The 19,439-nt window shown below is 62.6% G+C and carries 16 protein-coding genes; 9 read left to right on the forward strand and 7 right to left on the reverse strand.

The features are described from left to right. Positions 1–93 precede the first annotated feature (93 nt). Positions 94–909 carry a tRNA cyclic N6-threonylcarbamoyladenosine(37) synthase TcdA gene (gene tcdA / locus ACIPOO_RS24025; protein ID WP_400610263.1) on the reverse strand — a complete coding sequence of 272 codons (816 nt, stop codon included), beginning with the start codon at positions 907–909 and terminating at the stop codon, positions 94–96. Between the two features lie 327 nt (positions 910–1,236). Between tcdA and ACIPOO_RS24030 the strand changes: the two genes are divergently transcribed. The 7 genes from ACIPOO_RS24030 (at position 1,237) to ACIPOO_RS24060 (ending at position 10,321) form a co-directional block, all read left to right on the forward strand. Further along, positions 1,237–3,825 (forward strand): glycosyltransferase family 2 protein, encoded by a 2,589-nt coding sequence (locus ACIPOO_RS24030; RefSeq protein ID WP_400610265.1) that lies wholly within the window; start codon positions 1,237–1,239, stop codon positions 3,823–3,825. 186 nt (positions 3,826–4,011) lie between these two features. After that, positions 4,012–5,154 carry a succinyl-diaminopimelate desuccinylase gene (dapE, locus tag ACIPOO_RS24035; protein ID WP_400610267.1) on the forward strand — a complete coding sequence of 381 codons (1,143 nt, stop codon included), beginning with the start codon at positions 4,012–4,014 and terminating at the stop codon, positions 5,152–5,154. Continuing rightward, positions 5,154–5,963, forward strand: a complete 810-nt coding sequence (locus ACIPOO_RS24040) for a putative RNA methyltransferase (protein ID WP_400610269.1) — start codon at positions 5,154–5,156, stop codon at positions 5,961–5,963. Before dapE ends, ACIPOO_RS24040 begins: the two co-directional genes overlap by 1 nt. A 28-nt stretch (positions 5,964–5,991) precedes the next feature. Then, a complete protein-coding gene (locus ACIPOO_RS24045; RefSeq protein WP_274136593.1) occupies positions 5,992–6,369 on the forward strand; it encodes a hypothetical protein in 378 nt (125 codons plus the stop codon). 196 nt (positions 6,370–6,565) lie between these two features. Further along, positions 6,566–9,058 (forward strand): glycerol-3-phosphate 1-O-acyltransferase PlsB, encoded by a 2,493-nt coding sequence (plsB, locus tag ACIPOO_RS24050; RefSeq protein WP_274136592.1) that lies wholly within the window; start codon positions 6,566–6,568, stop codon positions 9,056–9,058. A 132-nt stretch (positions 9,059–9,190) separates the two neighbouring features. Continuing rightward, the gene (locus ACIPOO_RS24055) at positions 9,191–9,592 is read left to right on the forward strand and encodes a YbaY family lipoprotein (protein ID WP_400610272.1); all 402 of its coding nucleotides are present in this window, start codon (positions 9,191–9,193) and stop codon (positions 9,590–9,592) included. 39 nt (positions 9,593–9,631) lie between these two features. Next, complete coding sequence (locus ACIPOO_RS24060; protein ID WP_400610274.1) at positions 9,632–10,321, forward strand: DUF4197 domain-containing protein; 690 nt, start codon at positions 9,632–9,634, stop codon at positions 10,319–10,321. A gap of 118 nt (positions 10,322–10,439) precedes the next feature. Here the strand turns inward: ACIPOO_RS24060 and ACIPOO_RS24065 are convergent, their stop codons facing one another. Together ACIPOO_RS24065 and ACIPOO_RS24070 are read right to left on the reverse strand one after the other, a co-directional pair. After that, positions 10,440–13,514: an efflux RND transporter permease subunit gene (locus ACIPOO_RS24065; protein WP_400610276.1), complete on the reverse strand. Its 3,075-nt coding sequence runs from the start codon at positions 13,512–13,514 to the stop codon at positions 10,440–10,442. 6 nt (positions 13,515–13,520) lie between these two features. Further along, entirely contained in the window at positions 13,521–14,633 is a 1,113-nt protein-coding gene (locus tag ACIPOO_RS24070; RefSeq protein ID WP_400610278.1) for an efflux RND transporter periplasmic adaptor subunit, read from the reverse strand. A gap of 108 nt (positions 14,634–14,741) precedes the next feature. On the opposite strand from ACIPOO_RS24070, the gene ACIPOO_RS24075 reads away from it, so the two are divergent. After that, a complete protein-coding gene (locus ACIPOO_RS24075) occupies positions 14,742–15,371 on the forward strand; it encodes a TetR/AcrR family transcriptional regulator (RefSeq protein ID WP_400610280.1) in 630 nt (209 codons plus the stop codon). Between the two features lie 114 nt (positions 15,372–15,485). Here the strand turns inward: ACIPOO_RS24075 and ACIPOO_RS24080 are convergent, their stop codons facing one another. Continuing rightward, positions 15,486–16,268, reverse strand: coding sequence for a class I SAM-dependent methyltransferase (locus ACIPOO_RS24080; RefSeq protein WP_400610282.1), 783 nt, complete (start codon positions 16,266–16,268; stop codon positions 15,486–15,488). A gap of 98 nt (positions 16,269–16,366) precedes the next feature. On the opposite strand from ACIPOO_RS24080, the gene ACIPOO_RS24085 reads away from it, so the two are divergent. Next, positions 16,367–16,999, forward strand: a complete 633-nt coding sequence (locus ACIPOO_RS24085) for an energy transducer TonB (protein WP_400610283.1) — start codon at positions 16,367–16,369, stop codon at positions 16,997–16,999. Between the two features lie 8 nt (positions 17,000–17,007). Here the strand turns inward: ACIPOO_RS24085 and ACIPOO_RS24090 are convergent, their stop codons facing one another. The 3 genes from ACIPOO_RS24090 to ACIPOO_RS24100 are packed head-to-tail and all read right to left on the reverse strand — an operon-like array spanning position 17,008 to position 18,902. Continuing rightward, positions 17,008–17,706: an extensin family protein gene (locus ACIPOO_RS24090; RefSeq protein WP_400610285.1), complete on the reverse strand. Its 699-nt coding sequence runs from the start codon at positions 17,704–17,706 to the stop codon at positions 17,008–17,010. Positions 17,707–17,742: 36 nt separating this feature from the next. Next, positions 17,743–18,615, reverse strand: coding sequence for a DUF72 domain-containing protein (locus tag ACIPOO_RS24095; protein WP_400610287.1), 873 nt, complete (start codon positions 18,613–18,615; stop codon positions 17,743–17,745). Further along, on the reverse strand, positions 18,612–18,902 hold the full coding sequence (locus ACIPOO_RS24100; RefSeq protein WP_274136582.1) for a hypothetical protein: 291 nt from the start codon (positions 18,900–18,902) through the stop codon (positions 18,612–18,614). Before ACIPOO_RS24100 ends, ACIPOO_RS24095 begins: the two co-directional genes overlap by 4 nt. Positions 18,903–19,439 lie beyond the last annotated feature (537 nt).

Here is a 19,439-nt window from a genome sequence, read left to right on the forward strand (position 1 = left end):
CGGTGGTTGCTCCAACAGGGTGGTGTCAGGGAGGACGCTTTCGCGAGCAAGCTCGCTCCCACAGGAATCGTAGTGTGTCGGGAACGGGTTGTGTCAGTCAGTCTTGGCCTTGACCCGCTCCGACGGGCGCCGCGCGCCGGCCACGATCTTCTCCACCGCCTTGGTCGCCGCCACCATGCCGAAGGTGGCCGTGACCATCATCACTGCGCCGAACCCGCCCGCGCAGTCGAGCTTCACGCCATCACCGACAAAGCTTTTCTGCAGACAGATGCTGCCGTCCGGCTTGGGATAGCGCAGTTGCTCGGTGGAAAACACACAGGGCACGCTGTAGTGGCGGGTGACGGTGCGGGAAAAACCGTAATCGCGGCGCAGGGTCGAGCGCACTTTCGACGCCAGCGGGTCGTTGAAGGTGCGGTTCAGGTCGCACACCTGAATCAGCGTCGGATCAATCTGCCCGCCCGCACCGCCGGTGGTGATGATCTGGATCTTGCGGCGCTTGCACCAGGCGATCAGCGCGGCCTTGGCGTTGACGCTGTCGATGCAGTCGAGCACGCAGTCGATCTCGGGGGTGATGTACTCGGCCATGGTGTCGCGGGTGACGAAATCCGCCACGGCGTGCACCACGCAGTCCGGATTGATCTCACGCAGGCGCTCGGCCATCACTTCGACCTTGGGTTTGCCGACGGTGCTGGTCAGGGCGTGCAACTGGCGATTGCTGTTGCTGACGCAGACGTCGTCCAGATCGAACAGCGAAATCTCGCCCACGCCGCAACGGGCCATGGCTTCCGCCGCCCAGGAACCCACGCCACCGATGCCCACCACCGCGACATGGGCCGCGCGCAGGCGCTCGAGCCCTTCGATGCCGTACAGGCGGGCGACGCCGGCGAAACGTGGATCTTCTGTGCTCATGACCAATACCCCCAAAAAACCGGCGCGCATTATAGGCCCTGCTCGGGATTGGGACAGCAGTTGATTGCGGGTGTTTGGTCTGAAAACCATCAACAGGTGTAGGAGCGCGCTTGCCCGCGATTACGGTGTGTCCGCCCCCGATGATGCATCTGACACGCCGCCGTCGTCCGAATGCGGCCCAGACCAAGCGCGCTCCTACAGGTGCAAGGCGGGAAACGGACTACATTTTTTACGGAATAGAACTTCAACCTTTGTCAGCTGCCAAAGCTCGTGCTGGCTGACGTCTGTCGGCCCCTCCCCGTTCCCCCTTTGGAACCAGAAGTCGCTATGCCATCCCGCAAATTTGGACTCAACCTGGTAGTCGTCGTGGCGATTGCCGCGCTGTTCACCGGTTTCTGGGCGCTCATCAACCGCCCCGTGACCGCCCCCAACTGGCCTGAACAGATCTCCGGATTCTCCTATTCCCCTTTCCGCCTGGGCCAAAGCCCACAGAAAGGCGTGTACCCGTCCGACGATGAAATGCGTCAGGACCTCGAACTGATGAGCAAGGAAACGGACAACATCCGTATCTACTCGGTCGACGGCAGCCTGCAGGACATTCCCAAGCTCGCCGAGGAATTCGGCCTGCGCGTGACCCTTGGCATCTGGATCAGCCCGGACCAGGAGCGCAACGAACGCGAGATCAACAAAGCCATCGAACTGGCCAACACCACCCGCAGCGTGGTGCGCGTGGTGGTCGGTAACGAAGCGCTGTTTCGCGAAGAGATCAAGCCCAAGGAACTGATGGCGTTGCTCGACCGTGTGCGGGCGGCGGTCAAAGTGCCGGTCACCACCTCCGAACAGTGGCACATCTGGGAGAAATACCCCGAGCTTGCCAAACACGTGGACCTGATTGCCGCGCACATCCTGCCGTACTGGGAATACATCCCGATGGATAAATCCGGCCAGTACGTGCTGGACCGCGCCCGGGAACTCAAGCGCATGTTCCCGAAAAAACCGCTGCTGCTGTCCGAAGTGGGCTGGCCGAGCAATGGCCACATGCGCGGCGGTGCCGATGCGACCCAGGCCGACCAGGCGATCTACCTGCGCACCCTGGTCAACAAACTCAACCGCCAGGGCTTCAACTACTTCGTGATCGAGGCCTTCGACCAGCCGTGGAAGGCCAGCGACGAAGGCTCGGTCGGTGCGTACTGGGGCGTGTACAACGCCGCACGCCAGCAGAAATTCAACTTCGAAGGCCCGGTGGTGGCGATCCCGCAGTGGCGCGTACTGGCCATCGGCTCGGCGGTGCTTGCGATGCTGGCACTGGCCCTGCTGCTGATCGATGGCTCGGCCCTGCGCCAGCGTGGTCGCACCTTCCTGACTTTCATCGCCTTTCTCTGTGGCTCGGTGCTGGTGTGGATCGGTTACGACTACAGCCAGCAATACAGCACCTGGTTCAGCCTGCTTGTAGGATTCTTGCTGGCACTGGGCGCGTTCGGTGTATTCATCGTACTGATGACCGAGGCCCATGAACTGGCAGAAGCGGTCTGGACCCACAAACGCCGTCGTGAATTCCTGCCGGTGGTTGCGGACTCAGCCTACAGACCGAAGGTCTCGGTTCACGTACCTTGCTACAACGAGCCGCCAGAGATGGTCAAACAGACCCTCAACGCCCTGGCAGCGCTGGATTATCCAGACTTCGAGGTGCTGCTGATCGACAACAACACCAAGGACCCGGCCGTGTGGGAACCGGTCAAGGCCCACTGCGAGATGCTCGGCGAGCGCTTCAAGTTCTTTCACGTCGCACCTCTGGCAGGCTTCAAGGGCGGCGCGCTGAACTACCTGATTCCGCACACGGCCAAGGACGCCGAAGTGATTGCCGTGATCGACTCGGACTACTGCGTCGACCGCAACTGGCTCAAGCACATGGTGCCGCACTTCTCCGACCCGAAAATCGCCGTGGTGCAGTCGCCCCAGGATTACCGCGACCAACACGAAAGCGCGTTCAAGAAGCTCTGCTATTCCGAATACAAAGGCTTCTTCCACATCGGCATGGTGACCCGCAACGACCGCGACGCGATCATCCAGCACGGCACCATGACCATGACCCGTCGCTCGGTGCTTGAAGAGCTGGGCTGGGCCGACTGGTGTATCTGTGAAGACGCAGAGCTGGGCCTGCGGGTGTTCGAAAAAGGCTATTCCGCCGCCTACGCCCACAACAGCTACGGCAAGGGATTGATGCCCGACACCTTCATCGACTTCAAGAAGCAGCGTTTCCGCTGGGCCTATGGCGCGATCCAGATCATCAAGCGGCACGCAGCGAGCCTGCTGCGCGGCAAGGACACCGAGCTGACCCGCGGCCAGCGCTACCACTTCCTGGCGGGCTGGCTGCCGTGGGTGGCCGATGGCATGAACATCTTCTTCACCGTCGGTGCGCTGTTGTGGTCGGCGGCGATGATCATCGTGCCCAACCGGGTCGATCCACCGCTGCTGATCTTCGCGATTCCGCCGCTGGCGCTGTTCTTCTTCAAAGTTGGCAAGATCATCTTCCTGTACCGCCGCGCCGTGGGGGTGAACCTCAAGGATGCGTTCTACGCAGCCCTGGCCGGCCTTGCGCTGTCGCACACCATCGCCAAGGCGGTGCTGTACGGCTTCTTCACCAGCAGCATCCCGTTCTTCCGCACCCCGAAAAACGCCGACAGCCACGGCTTGCTGGTGGCCATCTCGGAAGCCCGGGAAGAACTGTTCATCATGTTGCTGCTGTGGGGCGCGGCGCTGGGCATCTGCCTGGTCCAGGGCCTGCCGAGCAACGACGTGCGGTTCTGGGTGATCATGCTGCTGGTGCAGTCGCTGCCGTACCTGGCGGCGCTGATCATGGCGTTCCTGTCGTCGCTGCCCAAGCCGAAACCGGCTGAACAGGCGGCTACTGCCTGAAACATCTGTGCGCTATACCAAACGGCGGCCTTCGGGTCGCCGTTTTGCTTTAAGATACCTGCCGTTTTGTAGGAGCGCGCTGCCCGCGACGGCGCTGTGTCTGGTCACGCGATGTCGGGAAACCGGCCGCAATCGCGGGCAAGCGCGCTCCTACAGCGTTTCCACACTGACTTTCGCGGACTCTTCATGACAGACCTCTCGCCCACCCTGCAACTCGCCTGCGACCTGATCCGTCGCCCATCGGTCACGCCGCTCGACGCCGATTGTCAGGCCGTGATGATGAAACGCCTGGGCGACGCCGGTTTCACGCTGGAGCCGATGCGCATCGAGGATGTGGATAATTTCTGGGCCACCCACGGTACTCAGGACGGCCCTGTGCTGTGCTTCGCCGGCCACACCGACGTGGTGCCGACGGGCCCGGTGAAAGCCTGGCAGAACGACCCGTTCGATGCGCTGATCGATGAAAACGGCATGCTCTGCGGGCGTGGCGCGGCCGACATGAAAGGCAGCCTGGCGTCGATGATCGTCGCCACCGAGCGCTTCGTCGCCGACTACCCGAACCACAAGGGCAAGGTCGCTTATCTGATCACAAGCGACGAAGAAGGCCCGGCGCACCACGGCACCAAGGCGGTGGTCGAGCGTCTGGCGGCGCGCAAGGAGCGTCTGGACTGGTGCATCGTCGGCGAGCCGTCGAGCACCACGCTGGTGGGTGACGTGGTCAAGAACGGCCGTCGCGGCTCCCTCGGCGCGACCCTCACCGTCAAGGGCGTGCAGGGCCACGTGGCCTACCCGCACCTGGCGAAGAACCCGATCCACCTGGCAGCCCCGGCCCTGGCAGAACTGGCCGCCGAGCACTGGGACGAAGGCAATGCGTTCTTCCCGCCGACCAGCTTCCAGATATCCAACATCCATTCCGGCACCGGCGCGACCAACGTGATTCCGGGTGACCTGACCGCGGTGTTCAACTTCCGCTTCTCCACCGAATCCACGGTCGAAGGCCTGCAGAAGCGCGTCGCCGATATCCTCGACAAACACGGGCTGGACTGGCACGTGGAGTGGGCGCTGTCGGGCCTGCCGTTCCTCACCGAACCGGGCGCGCTGCTCGATGCGGTGTCGGCCAGCATCAAGAGCGTCACCGGCCGCGAGACCAAGGCGTCCACCAGCGGCGGCACTTCCGATGGCCGTTTCATCGCGACCCTGGGCACCCAGGTGGTCGAGCTGGGTCCGGTCAACGCCACGATCCACCAGGTCAACGAACGCATCCTGGCCAGCGATCTCGACGTGCTGACCGAGATCTACTACCAGACCCTGGTCAAGTTGCTCGCCTGATGCTGACCTGCCCGATCTGCTCAGCTGCGCTCGATAACGCGGACAACGGCGTGGTCTGTCCTGCCGGCCATCGCTTCGACCGCGCGCGTCAGGGTTACCTGAACCTGTTGCCGGTGCAGCACAAGAACAGCCGCGACCCTGGTGACAATCAGGCGATGGTCGAGGCGCGCCGCGACTTTCTCAATGCCGGGCATTACGCGCCGGTTGCCAGGCGTCTGGCTGAACTGGCTGCCGAGCGCGCACCAAAGCACTGGCTGGACATCGGCTGTGGCGAGGGTTACTACACCGCGCAGATTGCGGACGCCCTGCCTGAAGCCGATGGCTACGCGCTGGACATTTCCCGCGAGGCGGTCAAGCGCGCCTGCAAACGCGATCCGAAGCTGAGCTGGTTGATCGCCAGCATGGCCCGGGTGCCACTGCCGGACGCCAGCATCCAGTTCATCGCCAGTGTGTTCAGCCCGCTGGACTGGGACGAGGCCAAGCGCCTGCTGTCCCCAGGTGGTGGCCTGATGCGTGTAGGACCGACCAGCGAACACCTGATGGAATTGCGCCAGCGTCTGTACGACGAAGTGCGTGACTACACCGATGACAAGCATTTGGCACTGGTGCCGGAAGGCATGAGCCTGCAACACAGCGAAACACTGAGCTTCAAGCTGACGCTGGTGGACGGCCAGGCCCGCGCCAACCTGCTGGCGATGACGCCCCACGGCTGGCGTGCCAGCGCCGACCGCCGGGCCAGTGTCATCGAGCAGGCTGAGCCGTTCGAGGTCACCGTCTCCATGCGCTACGATTATTTCGTTCGGCACTGACCGACAGAAACACTTCTACGAGGCATTCATGCGCCAACCCGACATCGAGATTTACCTGAAAGACGCTGACGTCGATCACAAAGCCATTACCGCCTGGCTGACCGCCGATATCGGCCCGTGCAGCGAATGGGTCCAACGCGGCCAGACCTGGAAATGCAAGGCGGGTGACATTCCCGTGACCTGGATTCCCAAGGCCGTGGGCAAATGGAACAGCCTGTGCCTGGACAGCGACAAGACGCCGTGGGACGACGACATCGCCTGCGCCCGCGCCGCCTTCGCCGCCATGAACGTCGAAGTGCGCTGCGCACCGGGGACGTGGGTCGAGGAAGAAAACGACGAAGACGCCGACCGCTGGATTCGCATCAGTGCCGACGGTGAGGAAGAAATCACCTGGCGTACTTCGTAACACCCGCCCCCCTGTAGGAGCGCGCTTGCCCGCGACAGCGTTGCGTCAGACGATTCAATTCTGACTGATGCAACGCCGTCGCGGGCAAGCGCGCTCCTACAGGCTGGGCGAATTGCTCTGCCTTGCTTTGCCCATCCCCGCCATATCCGGCAAACTGACCGCTTCGTGGGCCAAGGCCCCTCTGCGCAGAATTCGTATGACCCGTTCCCCGTTTCGTCGTCTTGTGTTCGGCGCCCTGCGTCGTGTGCTGTACCTGTGGGTACGTTCGGAGACGATCAACCAATCGTCCTTCACCCTGAATCTGGACCGCAGCCGCCCGGTGTTCTACGCCCTGCAGAACCCTTCGCTGGCGGACCTGGCCGTGCTCGACCGCGAATGCCGCAAGGCCGGGTTGCCGCGCCCGGTGCTGCCGGTGGTGGGGGGCAACCTGTCGGAGCCTGCCGCGTTCTTCTACCTGACGCCCGAACCCGACTGGCTGGGCCGTCAGGACAAGAGCGGCGCGCCGCCGGTGCTGGAGCGTCTGGTCGGTGCGGTCAGCCAGAATGCCGCAGAAGACGCGCAGATCATTCCGGTCAGCGTGTTCTGGGGCCAGTCCCCGGACAAGGAAGACAGCCCGTGGAAGCTGCTGTTCGCCGACAGTTGGGCGGTCACCGGAAGGCTGCGCAAGTTCATCACCATTCTGATTCTGGGGCGCAAGACCCGCGTGCAGTTCTCCGCGCCCATTCACCTGCGTGAGCTGGTCGATGAAAACAAGGGCTACGAGCGCACCGTGCGCATGGCCCAGCGTCTGCTGCGCGTGCACTTTCGCAACCTGAAGACTGCCGTGATCGGCCCGGACATTTCCCACCGGCGTAACCTGGTGAAGGGTCTGGTCGCAGACCCGCTGGTCAAGCAGGCGATTCTCGAAGAGGCCGCGCGGGAAAAAATCTCCGAAGCCAAGGCGCGGGAAAAAGCCCTGCACTATGGCAACGAGATTGCCTCGGACTACACCTACACCGCGATCCGCTTTCTGGAAGTGGTGCTCAGCTGGTTCTGGAACAAGATCTACGACGGCATCAAGGTCAGCCATCTGGAAGGCGTGCAGAACGTCGCCCAGGGCAACGAGATCATCTACGTGCCCTGCCACCGCAGCCATATCGACTACCTGCTGCTGTCCTACCTGTTGTTCCGCAACGGCCTGACCCCGCCGCACATCGCCGCCGGCATCAACCTCAACATGCCGGTGATCGGCGGGCTGCTGCGCCGGGGCGGCGCGTTCTTCATGCGCCGCACCTTTAAGGGCAATCCGCTGTACACCGCCGTGTTCAACGAGTACCTGCATACCCTGTTCACCAAGGGTTTCCCGGTGGAGTACTTCGTCGAAGGCGGACGCTCGCGCACCGGCCGCATGCTGCAACCCAAGACCGGCATGCTGGCCATCACCCTGCGCAGCTACCTGCGCAATTCGCGCACACCGATCGTGTTCGTACCGGTTTACATCGGCTACGAGCGCGTGCTCGAAGGCCGCACCTATCTGGGCGAACTGCGGGGCGCGGCGAAAAAGAAAGAGTCGATCTTCGACATCTTCAAGGTCATCGGCGCGCTCAAGCAGCGCTTCGGCCAGGTGGCGGTCAACTTCGGCGAGCCGATCAAGCTGGCCGACTTCCTCGATCACGAGCAGCCCGACTGGCGCGCCCAAGAACTGGGGCCGGTGTTCAAGCCTGCGTGGCTGAACGAAACCACTCACCGCCTCGGCGAACGGGTGGCCCGTCACCTGAACGAGGCGGCGGCGGTCAATCCGGTGAACCTGGTGGCGCTGGCCTTGCTTTCGACCAACAAGCACGCACTGGATGATCAGGCCCTGGCGCGAGTGCTGGACCTTTACCTGACGCTGTTGCGCAGCGTGCCCTACTCGCCCCATACCACATTGCCCGAAGGCGATGGCCGGGCGCTGATCGAGCACGTCAAGGGCATGGACCTGCTGTCCGAGCAGAAGGACGCGCTGGGCCGCATTCTGTATCTGGACGAGCAGAACGCGGTGCTGATGACCTACTACCGCAACAACGTGTTGCACATCTTCGCCCTGCCTTCACTGCTCGCGAGCTTCTTCCAGAGTTCGTCGCGCATGAGCCGCGAACAGGTGCTGCGTTATGCCCGGGCGCTGTATCCGTACCTGCAATCGGAGCTGTTCATTCGCTGGTCGCTTGACGAATTGGACGGCGCGATTGACCAGTGGCTGGCCGCATTCGTCGAGCAGGGTTTGCTACGCTTCGAGAACGACGTGTATCTGCGTCCGGCGCCAAGTTCGCGGCATTTCGTGCTGCTGACGTTGCTGTCCCGGGCCATCGCGCAGACGCTACAGCGTTTCTACATGGCTATCGCGCTGCTGCTCAACAGCGGGCAGAACAGCCTCAGCGCCGAAGAGCTGGAAGACCTGTGCACGATCATGGCCCAGCGCCTGTCGATCCTGCATGGCCTGAACGCACCGGAGTTCTTCGACAAGAGCCTGTTCCGTCACTTCATCCAGACGCTGCTGGATCAGGACGTGCTGCGCAAGGACGAGAACGGCAAGCTGGGTTATCACGAGCTGCTGGGCGAGCTGGCGGAAGGCGCCGCCAAGCGCGTGTTACCTGCTGAAATACGTCTTTCGATCCGCCAGGTGGCACTGCACCGCGATGATGGGGTCCTAGAACCGGACATTAGCGTCTGACCCCACGCCTGTAGGAGTGAGCTTGCTCGCGATGGCGCCAGGTCAGCCAAGACACAGGCATCTGACGTACCGCTATCGCGAGCAAGCTCACTCCTACAGAGACCCTGCGTGCACCACAAGGAGATCCATTCAATGAAATACATTCTGTTGCCCCTGATGGCCGCCCTGCTGACCGCCTGCGCCGGCCATGACCCGGACAACCTGCCAGGCAAGGTCGATGGCGAAGTGTTCTACCTGCAACGCATCGCACTGCCGCCGACCGCGACGCTGGAAGTCGCCTTGCAGGACGTGTCGCTGGCCGATGCGCCTGCCGTCACCCTTGCCAACCAGAAAGGTCCGATCAAGGGCCAGGTGCCGCTGCCCTTCCACCTGACCTACGATCAGAAACAGGTCAAGCCCGGCCATACCTATGCGGTCAGCGCCCGTATCGAAGATGGCGGCAAACTGTTGATGATCAGTACCGAGCGCTACACTGTCGACCTCACGCTGGAAGAAAAGCCGCCGGTGAAGGTCCGCGTGAACCCGGCCCGCTAGCCACCTCCCCGTTACACACCTTCATAAGGACGTTACCTCATGCTGCTTCGCTTATCGTCGTTCACGGGCCTGTGCGCCGGCCTGCTGTTGTCGGCCAGTGCCTTCGCGTTGTCTCTGGGTGATCTCTCGCAATCTGATGCCACGGGCGGCCTGAAGGACGCGCTGACCCAGGGCGCGCAGATCGCCGTCAAGCAACTCGGCGTGCCGGGCGGCTTCAGCAACAACAAGGAAGTTCGCATCGAGCTGCCGGGCAACCTCGGTAAAGTGGCGAAGAAGATGAAGCAGTTCGGCATGGGCGCCCAGGTCGATCAACTGGAAACCAGCATGAACCTGGCCGCCGAAGCCGCCGTTCCGCAGGCCCAGGCGATTCTGGTGGATGCCGTGAAGAAGATGAGCGTGACTGATGCCAAGGGCATTCTGGCCGGCGGCAAGGACTCGGCCACCGAGTACCTGAACAAGTCCAGCCGCGAGCAGATCCGCGCGAAATTCCTGCCGATCGTGAAGCAGGCCACCGACAAGGTCGGCCTGGCCCAGCAGTACAACTCGTTCGCAGGACAGGCCGCAACCCTCGGCGTACTGGATGCCAAGAGCTCCAATATCGAAGGTTACGTGACCGAAAAGGCCCTCGATGGCCTGTTCGAAATGATCGCCAAGCAGGAAGAAGGCATCCGCGCCAACCCCGCCGCCGCGGCGACGAGTCTGGCCAAGAAGGTGTTTGGAGTGTTGTAACCGCAGGATCGGGTTTCGAACACAGATCCAAGGGCCGTACCGATAACCTGTGGGAGCGGGCTTGCCCGCTCCCACAGATCCCGGCCACTCAACCATTGTGGACACCTGCAAAGCGCTGCTACGGGTGCTCGTCGCGGCGGACTTTGAACCAGGCGGCGTACAGCGCTGGCAGGAACAGCAGCGTCAACGCCGTGGCAACGATCAACCCGCCCATGATGGCCACCGCCATCGGCCCGAAGAACACGCTGCGTGACAGCGGGATCATCGCCAGTACCGCCGCCAGCGCGGTCAGCACGATGGGCCGGAAGCGGCGCACCGTGGCTTCGATGATCGCTTGCCAGCGATCGAGCCCGGCGGCAATGTCCTGTTCGATCTGGTCCACCAGAATCACCGAGTTGCGCATGATCATCCCCGACAGCGCAATGGTGCCGAGCATCGCCACAAACCCGAACGGCTGACGGAAGATCAGCAGGAACAGCGTCACCCCGATCAACCCCAACGGCGCCGTCAGAAATACCATGAACGTGCGTGAGAAACTGCGCAGCTGAATCATCAAAAGCGTCAGCACCACCACGATGAACAGCGGCACCCCGGCATTCACCGAATTCTGCCCGCGCGTGGAATCCTCCACCGTCCCGCCCACCTCCAGCAGATACCCGTCAGGCAGTTGCGCACGCACTTCATCCAGCGTCGGCCAGATCTGGTTGACCAGCGTGGCCGGCTGCTCCTTGCCGTAGATGTCGGCGCGAATGGTGACGTTCGGCAGGCGATTGCGGTGCCAGATGATGCCTTCTTCAAAACCGTATTCCAGGGTCGCTACCTGAGACAGCGCGACACTGCTGCCATTGGCGGTAGGCACCGACAGGCTCGACAACGCACCCAGCTCATGGCGCTCCTGCTCGGTGCCACGCAGCAGGATCTCGATCAGTTCGTCATCCTCGCGGTACTGGCTGACGCTCGACCCGGTCAGCTGACTTTGCAGCAGGCGAGACAGATCACCGGTGGTCACGCCCAGCGCCCGGGCGCGGTCCTGATCGACATTGAGGTAGACCACCTTGCTCGGCTCTTCCCAATCCAGGTGCACGTTGACCACATGCGGATTCTCGCGAACCTTGGCGGCGACCTTGCGCGCCAGCATGCGGACATCCTCGATGTGCTCGCCGGTCACCCGGAACTGCACCGGATAGCCCACGGGCGGGCCGTTTTCCAGGCGAGTGACCCGAGGGCGCAGCATCGGGAACTGCTCGTCCAGGGTCTGGATCAGCCAGGTGCGCAGGGATTCGCGGTCCTCGATGGTCTTGGCCAGCACCACGAATTGCGCAAAGCTCGCCGCAGGCAACTGCTGGTCCAGCGGCAGGTAGAAACGCGGCGAGCCGGTGCCCACATAGGCCACGTAATTCTCGACGCCCGGATGCGCCTTGAGCATGGCCTCCAGCCGATTGACCTGTTCTGCCGTATTGCTCAGGGACGAACCTTCCGCCAGCTTCAGATCGACCATCAGCTCAAGCCTGCCCGAGGCCGGGAAGAACTGCTGCGGCACGAAACGGAAGCTGAAGATCGACAGCACGAACAGCGCGATGGTCAGCACGATCACCGTCTTGCGCCGCCGCACGCACCACCCCACCAATGCCCTGACCCGCTCGTAGAACGCGGTGCCATAGGGGTCGGGCGCATCCGGCCCCGTACCATGTTTGGCCGCGTGAATTTTCGCCAGGTCCGGCAACAGCCGCTCGCCCAGGTACGGCACGAACACCACCGCCGCCACCCACGAGGCCAGCAGGGCGATGGTCACCACCTGAAAGATCGAGCGGGTGTATTCCCCGGTGCTCGACTGCGCGGTGGCAATCGGCAGGAAGCCCGCTGCGGTGATGAGGGTGCCAGTGAGCATCGGAAAGGCCGTGCTGGTCCAGGCGAAACTCGCAGCCTTGAGCCGGTCATAGCCCTGTTCCATCTTGATCGCCATCATCTCCACCGCAATGATCGCGTCGTCCACCAGCAAGCCCAGCGCCAGCACCAGGGCGCCGAGGGAAATCTTGTGCAGGCCGATGCTCAGGTAATACATGGTGGCGAAGGTCATGGCCAACACCACCGGAATCGCCAGCGCGACCACCATGCCGGTGCGCACGCCAAGCGAGAAGAAACTCACCAGCAACACGATGCCCAGCGCCTCGGCCAGCACCTGGACAAACTCGCCGACACTGGTTTTCACCGCCGCCGGCTGATCGGACACCTTGCGCAGTTGCATCCCGGCCGGCAGGTTGTTCTGCAGGCGGGCGAACTCACCTTCCAGCGCCTTGCCCAGCACCAGAATGTCGCCGCCGTCCTTCATGGCCACGGCCAGACCGATGGCGTCTTCGCCCATGAAACGCATGCGCGGTGCGGGCGGATCATTGAAGCCACGACGCACCTCGGCCAGGTCGCTGATACGGAAAGTCCGTTCGCCCACGCGAATCGGGAAATCACGAATCTGATCGACCGTCTGGAAGCGCCCGCTCACCCGTAGCTGGATACGTTCGCTGGGGGTCTCGAAGAAGCTTGCTGCCACCACGGCGTTCTGGGCTTCCAGCGCCTGTTGCACGGCGGACAGCGGCAGACCCAGGGTGGCCAGCTTGACGTTGGACAGCTCGATCCAGATCTTCTCGTCCTGCAGGCCGAGCAACTCGACCTTGCCCACATCCTTGACCCGTTGCAGTTGAATCTGGATACGGTCGGCGTAGTCCTTGAGCACGGCGTAGTCGAAGCCTTCGCCGGTCAGTGCGTAGATATTGCCGAAGGTGGTGCCGAACTCGTCGTTGAAGAACGGCCCTTGCACGCCGGCGGGCAGTGTCTGGCGGATGTCGCCGATCTTCTTGCGGATCTGATACCACAGCTCCGGCAGTTTGGCCGAGACCAGCGAATCCCGGGCCATGAACGTCACTTGGGATTCACCGGGGCGGGAGAACGAGACGATGCGCTCGTAGTCGCCGGTTTCCATCAGCTTCTTTTCGATGCGGTCGGTAACCTGGCGCGCCACTTCCTCGGCGCTGGCACCGGGCCAGAGCGTGCGGATCACCATGGCTTTGAAGGTGAAGGGCGGGTCTTCGCTTTGCCCCAGTTTGGTGTAGGACAGCGCGCCGACAACCGCCAGCAGAATCATCAGGTAAAGGACCATCTGCCGATTGCGCAGCGCCCATTCGGAAAGGTTGAAACGCATCCGTGCTTACTCCCCGCTCGCCGACTGGCTTGCCAGCTTCACTGCCCGGTTACTGCGATCCACCGGACGCACCTGCTCGCCTTCGTGCAGCACATGCACCCCGGCGGCCACCACCCAATCGCTGGCGTTCAGGCCGCTCAACACCGGCACCGACTCCTGCCCGTAGGCGCCCACCTGCACCGGGGTGCGTTTGAGGGTGTTGTCGCTTTGCAGACGCCAGACGTAAGTAACGCCATTCTCGGCCGTCACCGCCGACAGCGGCACCGACAACGGCACGCTGTGCTCGGACTGGATAAACACCCGCGCACTTTGCCCAAGCTCCGCTGCCACCTTGTTTCCGGAGAAAGCGATGCGCGCGGCGAAGGTTCTCGAACGCGGGTCGGCCGCCGGAGACAGCTCGCGGATACGGCCAGCGAAGCGTTGATCGCGCTGGGTCCAAAGCTCGACCGACACCGGGTCACCGATCTTGAAGCGGCCATAGTTCTGTTCCGGCAGGCTGATGGAGACTTCCCGCTCGCCATCGGCGGCCAGGGTAAACACCGTCTGGCCCGCAGCGACCACCTGCCCCACCTCCACCAGGCGCTTGGCGACCACGCCATCCTGAGAAGCACGAAGCACGGCGTAGCTGGTCTGATTGTCGGCAACGGTCAGTTCGGCCTTCATCTGCTTGAGACGGGCATCACCGGCGCGATACAGGTTTTCGGCGTTGTCGTATTGGGATTTGCTGACCATCTGCCGTTCCATCAGCGTCTTGTAACGGTCACGCTCGGAGCGGACCATCTGCAGATTGGCTTCGGCGGCAGCGACCTGCGCGCGGCTCGCATCCAGTTGCAGGCGCACATCCTGCGCGTCGAGCTCAGCCAGTGGCTGGTTGGCCTTGACCCGCTCGCCCTCCTCGACCAGGCGCTTGCTGACCTTGCCGCCAATGCGGAACGCCAGATCAGGCTCGAAGCGGGCGCGCACTTCGCCGGGATAACTGTCCATCGATTGGGATGACGGGACCGGTTGCACTACCATGGCCGGACGTACCGTGGCCGGGACTGATACGTCCTGACCGCAGCCCGCCAGCAGCGATACCAGACTGATGGGCACAGCAAGGAACAAGGCATCGCGAAACATGATGTGGCACCTTGGCAAAAGGGAGCTTTGAATAATTGTACTGGCGAGTATATTAAGAATTACCGAACTGAACAGTCCACTAATAAAATACAGATGCCTGAAGACCGAATGAACGACGCCACCCCTGCCGGCCCCGGCCGCCCGAAGGATCCGGCCAAGCGCCTAGCCATCCTTGAAGCGGCCAAGAACCTGTTCGTGCGCAACGGCTACGCGAGCACCAGCATGGACGCCGTCGCCGCTGAGGCCGGGGTTTCCAAGCTGACCGTGTACAGCCATTTCAATGACAAGGAGACGCTGTTTTCAGCGGCGGTGCTGGCCCGCTGCGAGGAGCAGGTGCCCGAGTTGTTCGTGAATGTCTCACCTCAGGAGCCCGTTGAAAAAGTGTTGCTGGGTATTGCCAGAGGCTTTCAGGTGCTGATCAACAGCCCGGAGTCCATCGAATTGCATCGGTTGATGATCGCGCTGGGCACTCAGGATTCGAAGTTGTCAGAGGTGTTTTTCGAGGCCGGACCGCAGCACATCCTGCAGGAAATGGAGCGGTTTCTGACGCGGGTGAATGACACGCAAGGCCTGCACTTCGATTCACCGCTCAGGGCAGCGGGGCATTTTCTGAGCCTGATCAAAGGCGTGTGCAACTTCCGCCTGCTGATCGGCAATGGCACCCCGCCCGATGAACACGCCGGCGAGCAGCATGTGCAGGAAGTGGTGGGGTTGTTTTTGAAGGCGTACAGGGCGTGATGCACATGAGCCCCGTGTAGGAGCGCGCTTGCCCGCGACCGCGTCATGCCTGACAACATCGGCGTCAGATACAACGCAATCGCGGGCAAGCGCGCTCCTACAGGTGCAGAGACCTCAGGGTTTCAACGCTTTCTTGGGATAGATGTCATAGCGGCTGGACTTGCCATCCAGCGCATAACCCGGTTTGGTGCCTTCGATGCACGGCGCCTTGCGCGGGCGTTTGACCACCACGCGATGGGTCGCCAGATCCAGCGCGGCGGCGAGCAGCGCCGGGGCGTCCAGATCATCGCCCACCAGCGGGCGGAACAGGCGCATTTCCTTTTTCACCAGCGCGGTTTTCTCGCGGTGCGGAAACATTGGATCGAGGTAAATCACCTGCGGCGGTTCGCCCTGCCAGTTGCGCATCAGCTCGATGGAATTACCCGTCAACAGGCGCATCTGGCCGATGATAGGCCCCACATCCAGATCCTGCGCGCCACGGGCCAGGCCGTCTTCCAGCAGCGCGGCGATGATCGGCTGGCGCTCGCTCAGGCTGATCTCGCACCCCAGGCTCGCCAGCACGAACGCATCCTTGCCAAGCCCCGCCGTGGCATCGTGGACACGGGGGCGAACCCCCGGCTGAATACCCACTGCCTTGGCGATCATCTGCCCGCTGCCGCCGCCGAACAGACGCCGGTGGGCCGCCTTGCCCTCGACGAAATCGACCCGCACCGGCCCCGGAGCATCGTCGCCCAGTTGCTGCAACTGGAGGCCATCGTCGCTGACCTGCAAGGCAAAATCCGCCTCGGCGTCGTCCATCGGCAAGCCCAGGCGCTCGGCCCAGTGCGCGGCTGTTTGCTGCCCGTCGGCGGTCAGGGTTTCGACCCGAATGCGGTTGCCCGCCTGCTGCTCAGTCATTGCGTTAACACACTCAAATTTTCTTAATGATTGGCAACATCTGCCGATAACGAAAGTATCCGGCATTTTGCCAGACCCACGGCATGTACTGAGCGCTTATGTCAGACATTCAGCAAACAGCATCGATAGGTTATCTGACGTACGCAGGCGACTACAGCGTACGCAATACCGAAACCCTGAGCGGCGTCACGCAGCTCTGGCAGGATGCGTTTGCCCGTGCAATGGCCCAGCAGGTCGATGACAACGCTGGCAGCGCGCCTGCGTACAGCGCCGTCGCCGCCGCGACGGACAGCATGACCGGCGAGCCTGTCGCTGGTGCCAGGACCCTGAGCAAGATCGTCGAGCAACGCGAATGCCCGGTGCAAGACACCGAAGTGGCGCCCCCGGAGCCGCTGTTCCTGCCCATCGCGGAATTCGAATGGGACCTGGCCGACAAGCCTGCCGTGCCTTTCAGCGCCGCCGAACTGATCGAGCAGCAGCGCAATCTGGAATTCGACGAAAACTGGGTACGCCCAACCGTCATGAACCCCTACGACGACAGCGTCGATCCGGGCCCCGGCCCTCAGCCGCGCTCACTGTTCCTGCCGATCGCCGAGTTCGAGTGGGACCTGGCCGACAAGCCTGCTACGCCCTACAGCGCTGAAGAGATGACCGAACAACAGCGCAATCTTGAGTTCGACAACGGCTGGGCGCGGCCAATCGTGTTGCAGAATTTGCGGATTGCCGCCTAAACGCCCACTTAGCGACACACCCGCCACCGCCCCATATCGACGTGAAAGTGATTACGGTGCGCGGCGTTGTAATCCGGCCCCAATACCGTGTTGAACTGCTTGCAGGCATCATCGCGTACCTGCCTCAGAAACGTCCCTTTATCGCCTTCATCGTTCCAGTCCTTGAGCACGGAAATGCGCCTGCCGTCTGCCAGACGAAACCCGGCGATGTCCAGCGCGTTGGCTGACGCATGCTGGCTGAGCCGCCCTTCGCTGCGGTTGTAGACGTTGCGGCAGGCGAAGCTGCCCAGATGATCGACCTGAACCACCCGCTGCCCGAACACCGCCTGCGCCGCCGGTTGCAGCCCGTGGATCTCGAACAGCGCGTAGGCCACCGCCAAGGGGCAACTGGACACGAAGCTGCTGCTCAATGCCACGTCCCCGCCGGATATGCGCAAGGTGTCGGTCAAGGGGCATTTCGCATCGGCGGGGCTGTCAGCCTGATGGGCGTAGCGCAGGCTGGAGCTTTGCAGCGCCTGCTCGCACAGCGCCGGATTGTCCCGCAGGCGCCAGAGCTTGAAGGGGGTCAGCAGACCGGGCGGCTGGCGCACATCCAGCGGCGCCCAGGGGTTCCAGCGATCCGCCACAGGCAGCCAGCCACGCCAGATGGACACCGCGACACCGGCGCCGATCAGCAGAAAAATGAGAAACAGGGTCGAGCCGCGCATGAGCAGGGTTTCCGATAGGCGTGCACCCTATCGACCTCACAGCAGCCCGAGTTGCTCCACCTGTGGCCCACGATCGAGCACAGGCAATTCGGGCAACCCCGGCAGCAATTTCATCAACTGGCCGTGGAAACGTCGCGCAAGCTCGGGTGCCTGAAGGTTGTCCGGGGTGTGCAGAAACACGTAAGGCGTGCGCCCTTCCTCGATCCAGCCTGCTACCTTCTGCGCCCACTGCTCGACGAAAGGGTCATTGGCGTCCAGCTCAGGGCGGCCGATAAAGCGCACCTGAGGAAATTGCGTCAGCGCCGCTGGCCGCGCCGGGACTTTCGGCTTTTTCGACTGCGCATGCAGCACCGCCGGATCGCGGCTGATGCAACTGAACAGCGGCCTTGAATCCAGGCAGATGCGCTCCACACCGCGATCAAGCAACAGGCGATTGAGCATGCGCTCCTCCTCGCCCTTGTTGAAAAACGCCATGTGACGCACTTCCACCGCCAGCTCACGCCCGGCCAACGCGTCAATGAAGGTCGCCAGCTCGCCAAGGCGATTGGGCGTAAAACTGGCTGGCAATTGCAGCCACAACGGCCGGACGCGCGCACCCAACGGAGCGAGCAACTTGAGGAAGTCTTCCGCTGCGCTGAGGTGCTCACGCAGATCCCCGGCGTGGCTGATGTCGCCGGGAAACTTGGCGGTGAAACGAAAATGCTCGGGCAATACCTGCGCCCAGCGTTGAACTGTGCTGTCCTTGGGGCGGGCGTAAAAGGTAGTGTTGCCCTCCACGGCATTGAAGACCTGGGCATACAACTCAAGGAAATCGGTACTGCGGGCATCGGGCGGATACAGCGATTCGCGCCAGGCGTTCTCACTCCAGGACGGACAACCGATGTAGTAAGGCGGGTTGGCGAGGTTCAAACGTGAAGGTCGAGTCCCGAGACTTCAAGATCCCAATCCACGAACGTCGAAGTCGTCAGATAGCTGCTCAGCGCGTGAGCCACACGGGTGCTCATGGCACGGGGGAAAATGATGTCTTGCTGGCGAGCAGGCACATTGGCCGTGCTGCCGGTTTGCCGACGAGGCTGCTGCGCAACGACTTCAACGTCGTCGATCACTTCTTCAGAGGCGTTGTCGATCACCGCAGAGCCTTTGCGTGGCTTGCGCTTGATCGGGTACGAACGATTTGAAGGACCGGTGATCCGCATCAATGCTTACTCGGCGTATATATGGTGGCAATTTAATCTCACGAAGCGCCCGAAGCAAACTCGCGAACGATAACTAGACCACACTTATCGCGAAATGTTTGAAACCACCGGGCAGAAAACCCGCATTTGTCGCTGAACGGTAGCAAATGCTGTGACTCAGGTCGCAAATAAGGCGTGCGTTGCCGGTGCCACGAGGCGATTTCGAGGGCCCCGTCGCGGGCAAGCGCGCTCCTACAGATGCGAACACCAGCCCGTAGCAGCACGGCTTGCCGGCGGGGGCGGCCTCAAGATCGCTCCCGCCGGCAAGCCGTGCTGCTACGGGATGGTGGTGTGTTTTAGATTTTGATTTTGATCTTCGTACGCGATGGCACAGGCGCCGCAGAATGCGACGTTAAGGCGCCAGGCCGAGCGCAGGCGTCGTGTAGGGGGATGAGCGGCAGGAGCCGCGAAAGCCGTGCGGGCCAGGGACGGCCCATCACGGCGTGCCCCCGGAACGGCGCCGGAGTCGAGGGAAGTCCGAAGGACCCCAGCCTGTCG

It is taken from the genome of Pseudomonas sp. NPDC090201 (assembly GCF_044746825.1).
GTDB classification, from domain to species: domain Bacteria; phylum Pseudomonadota; class Gammaproteobacteria; order Pseudomonadales; family Pseudomonadaceae; genus Aquipseudomonas; species Aquipseudomonas putida_AD.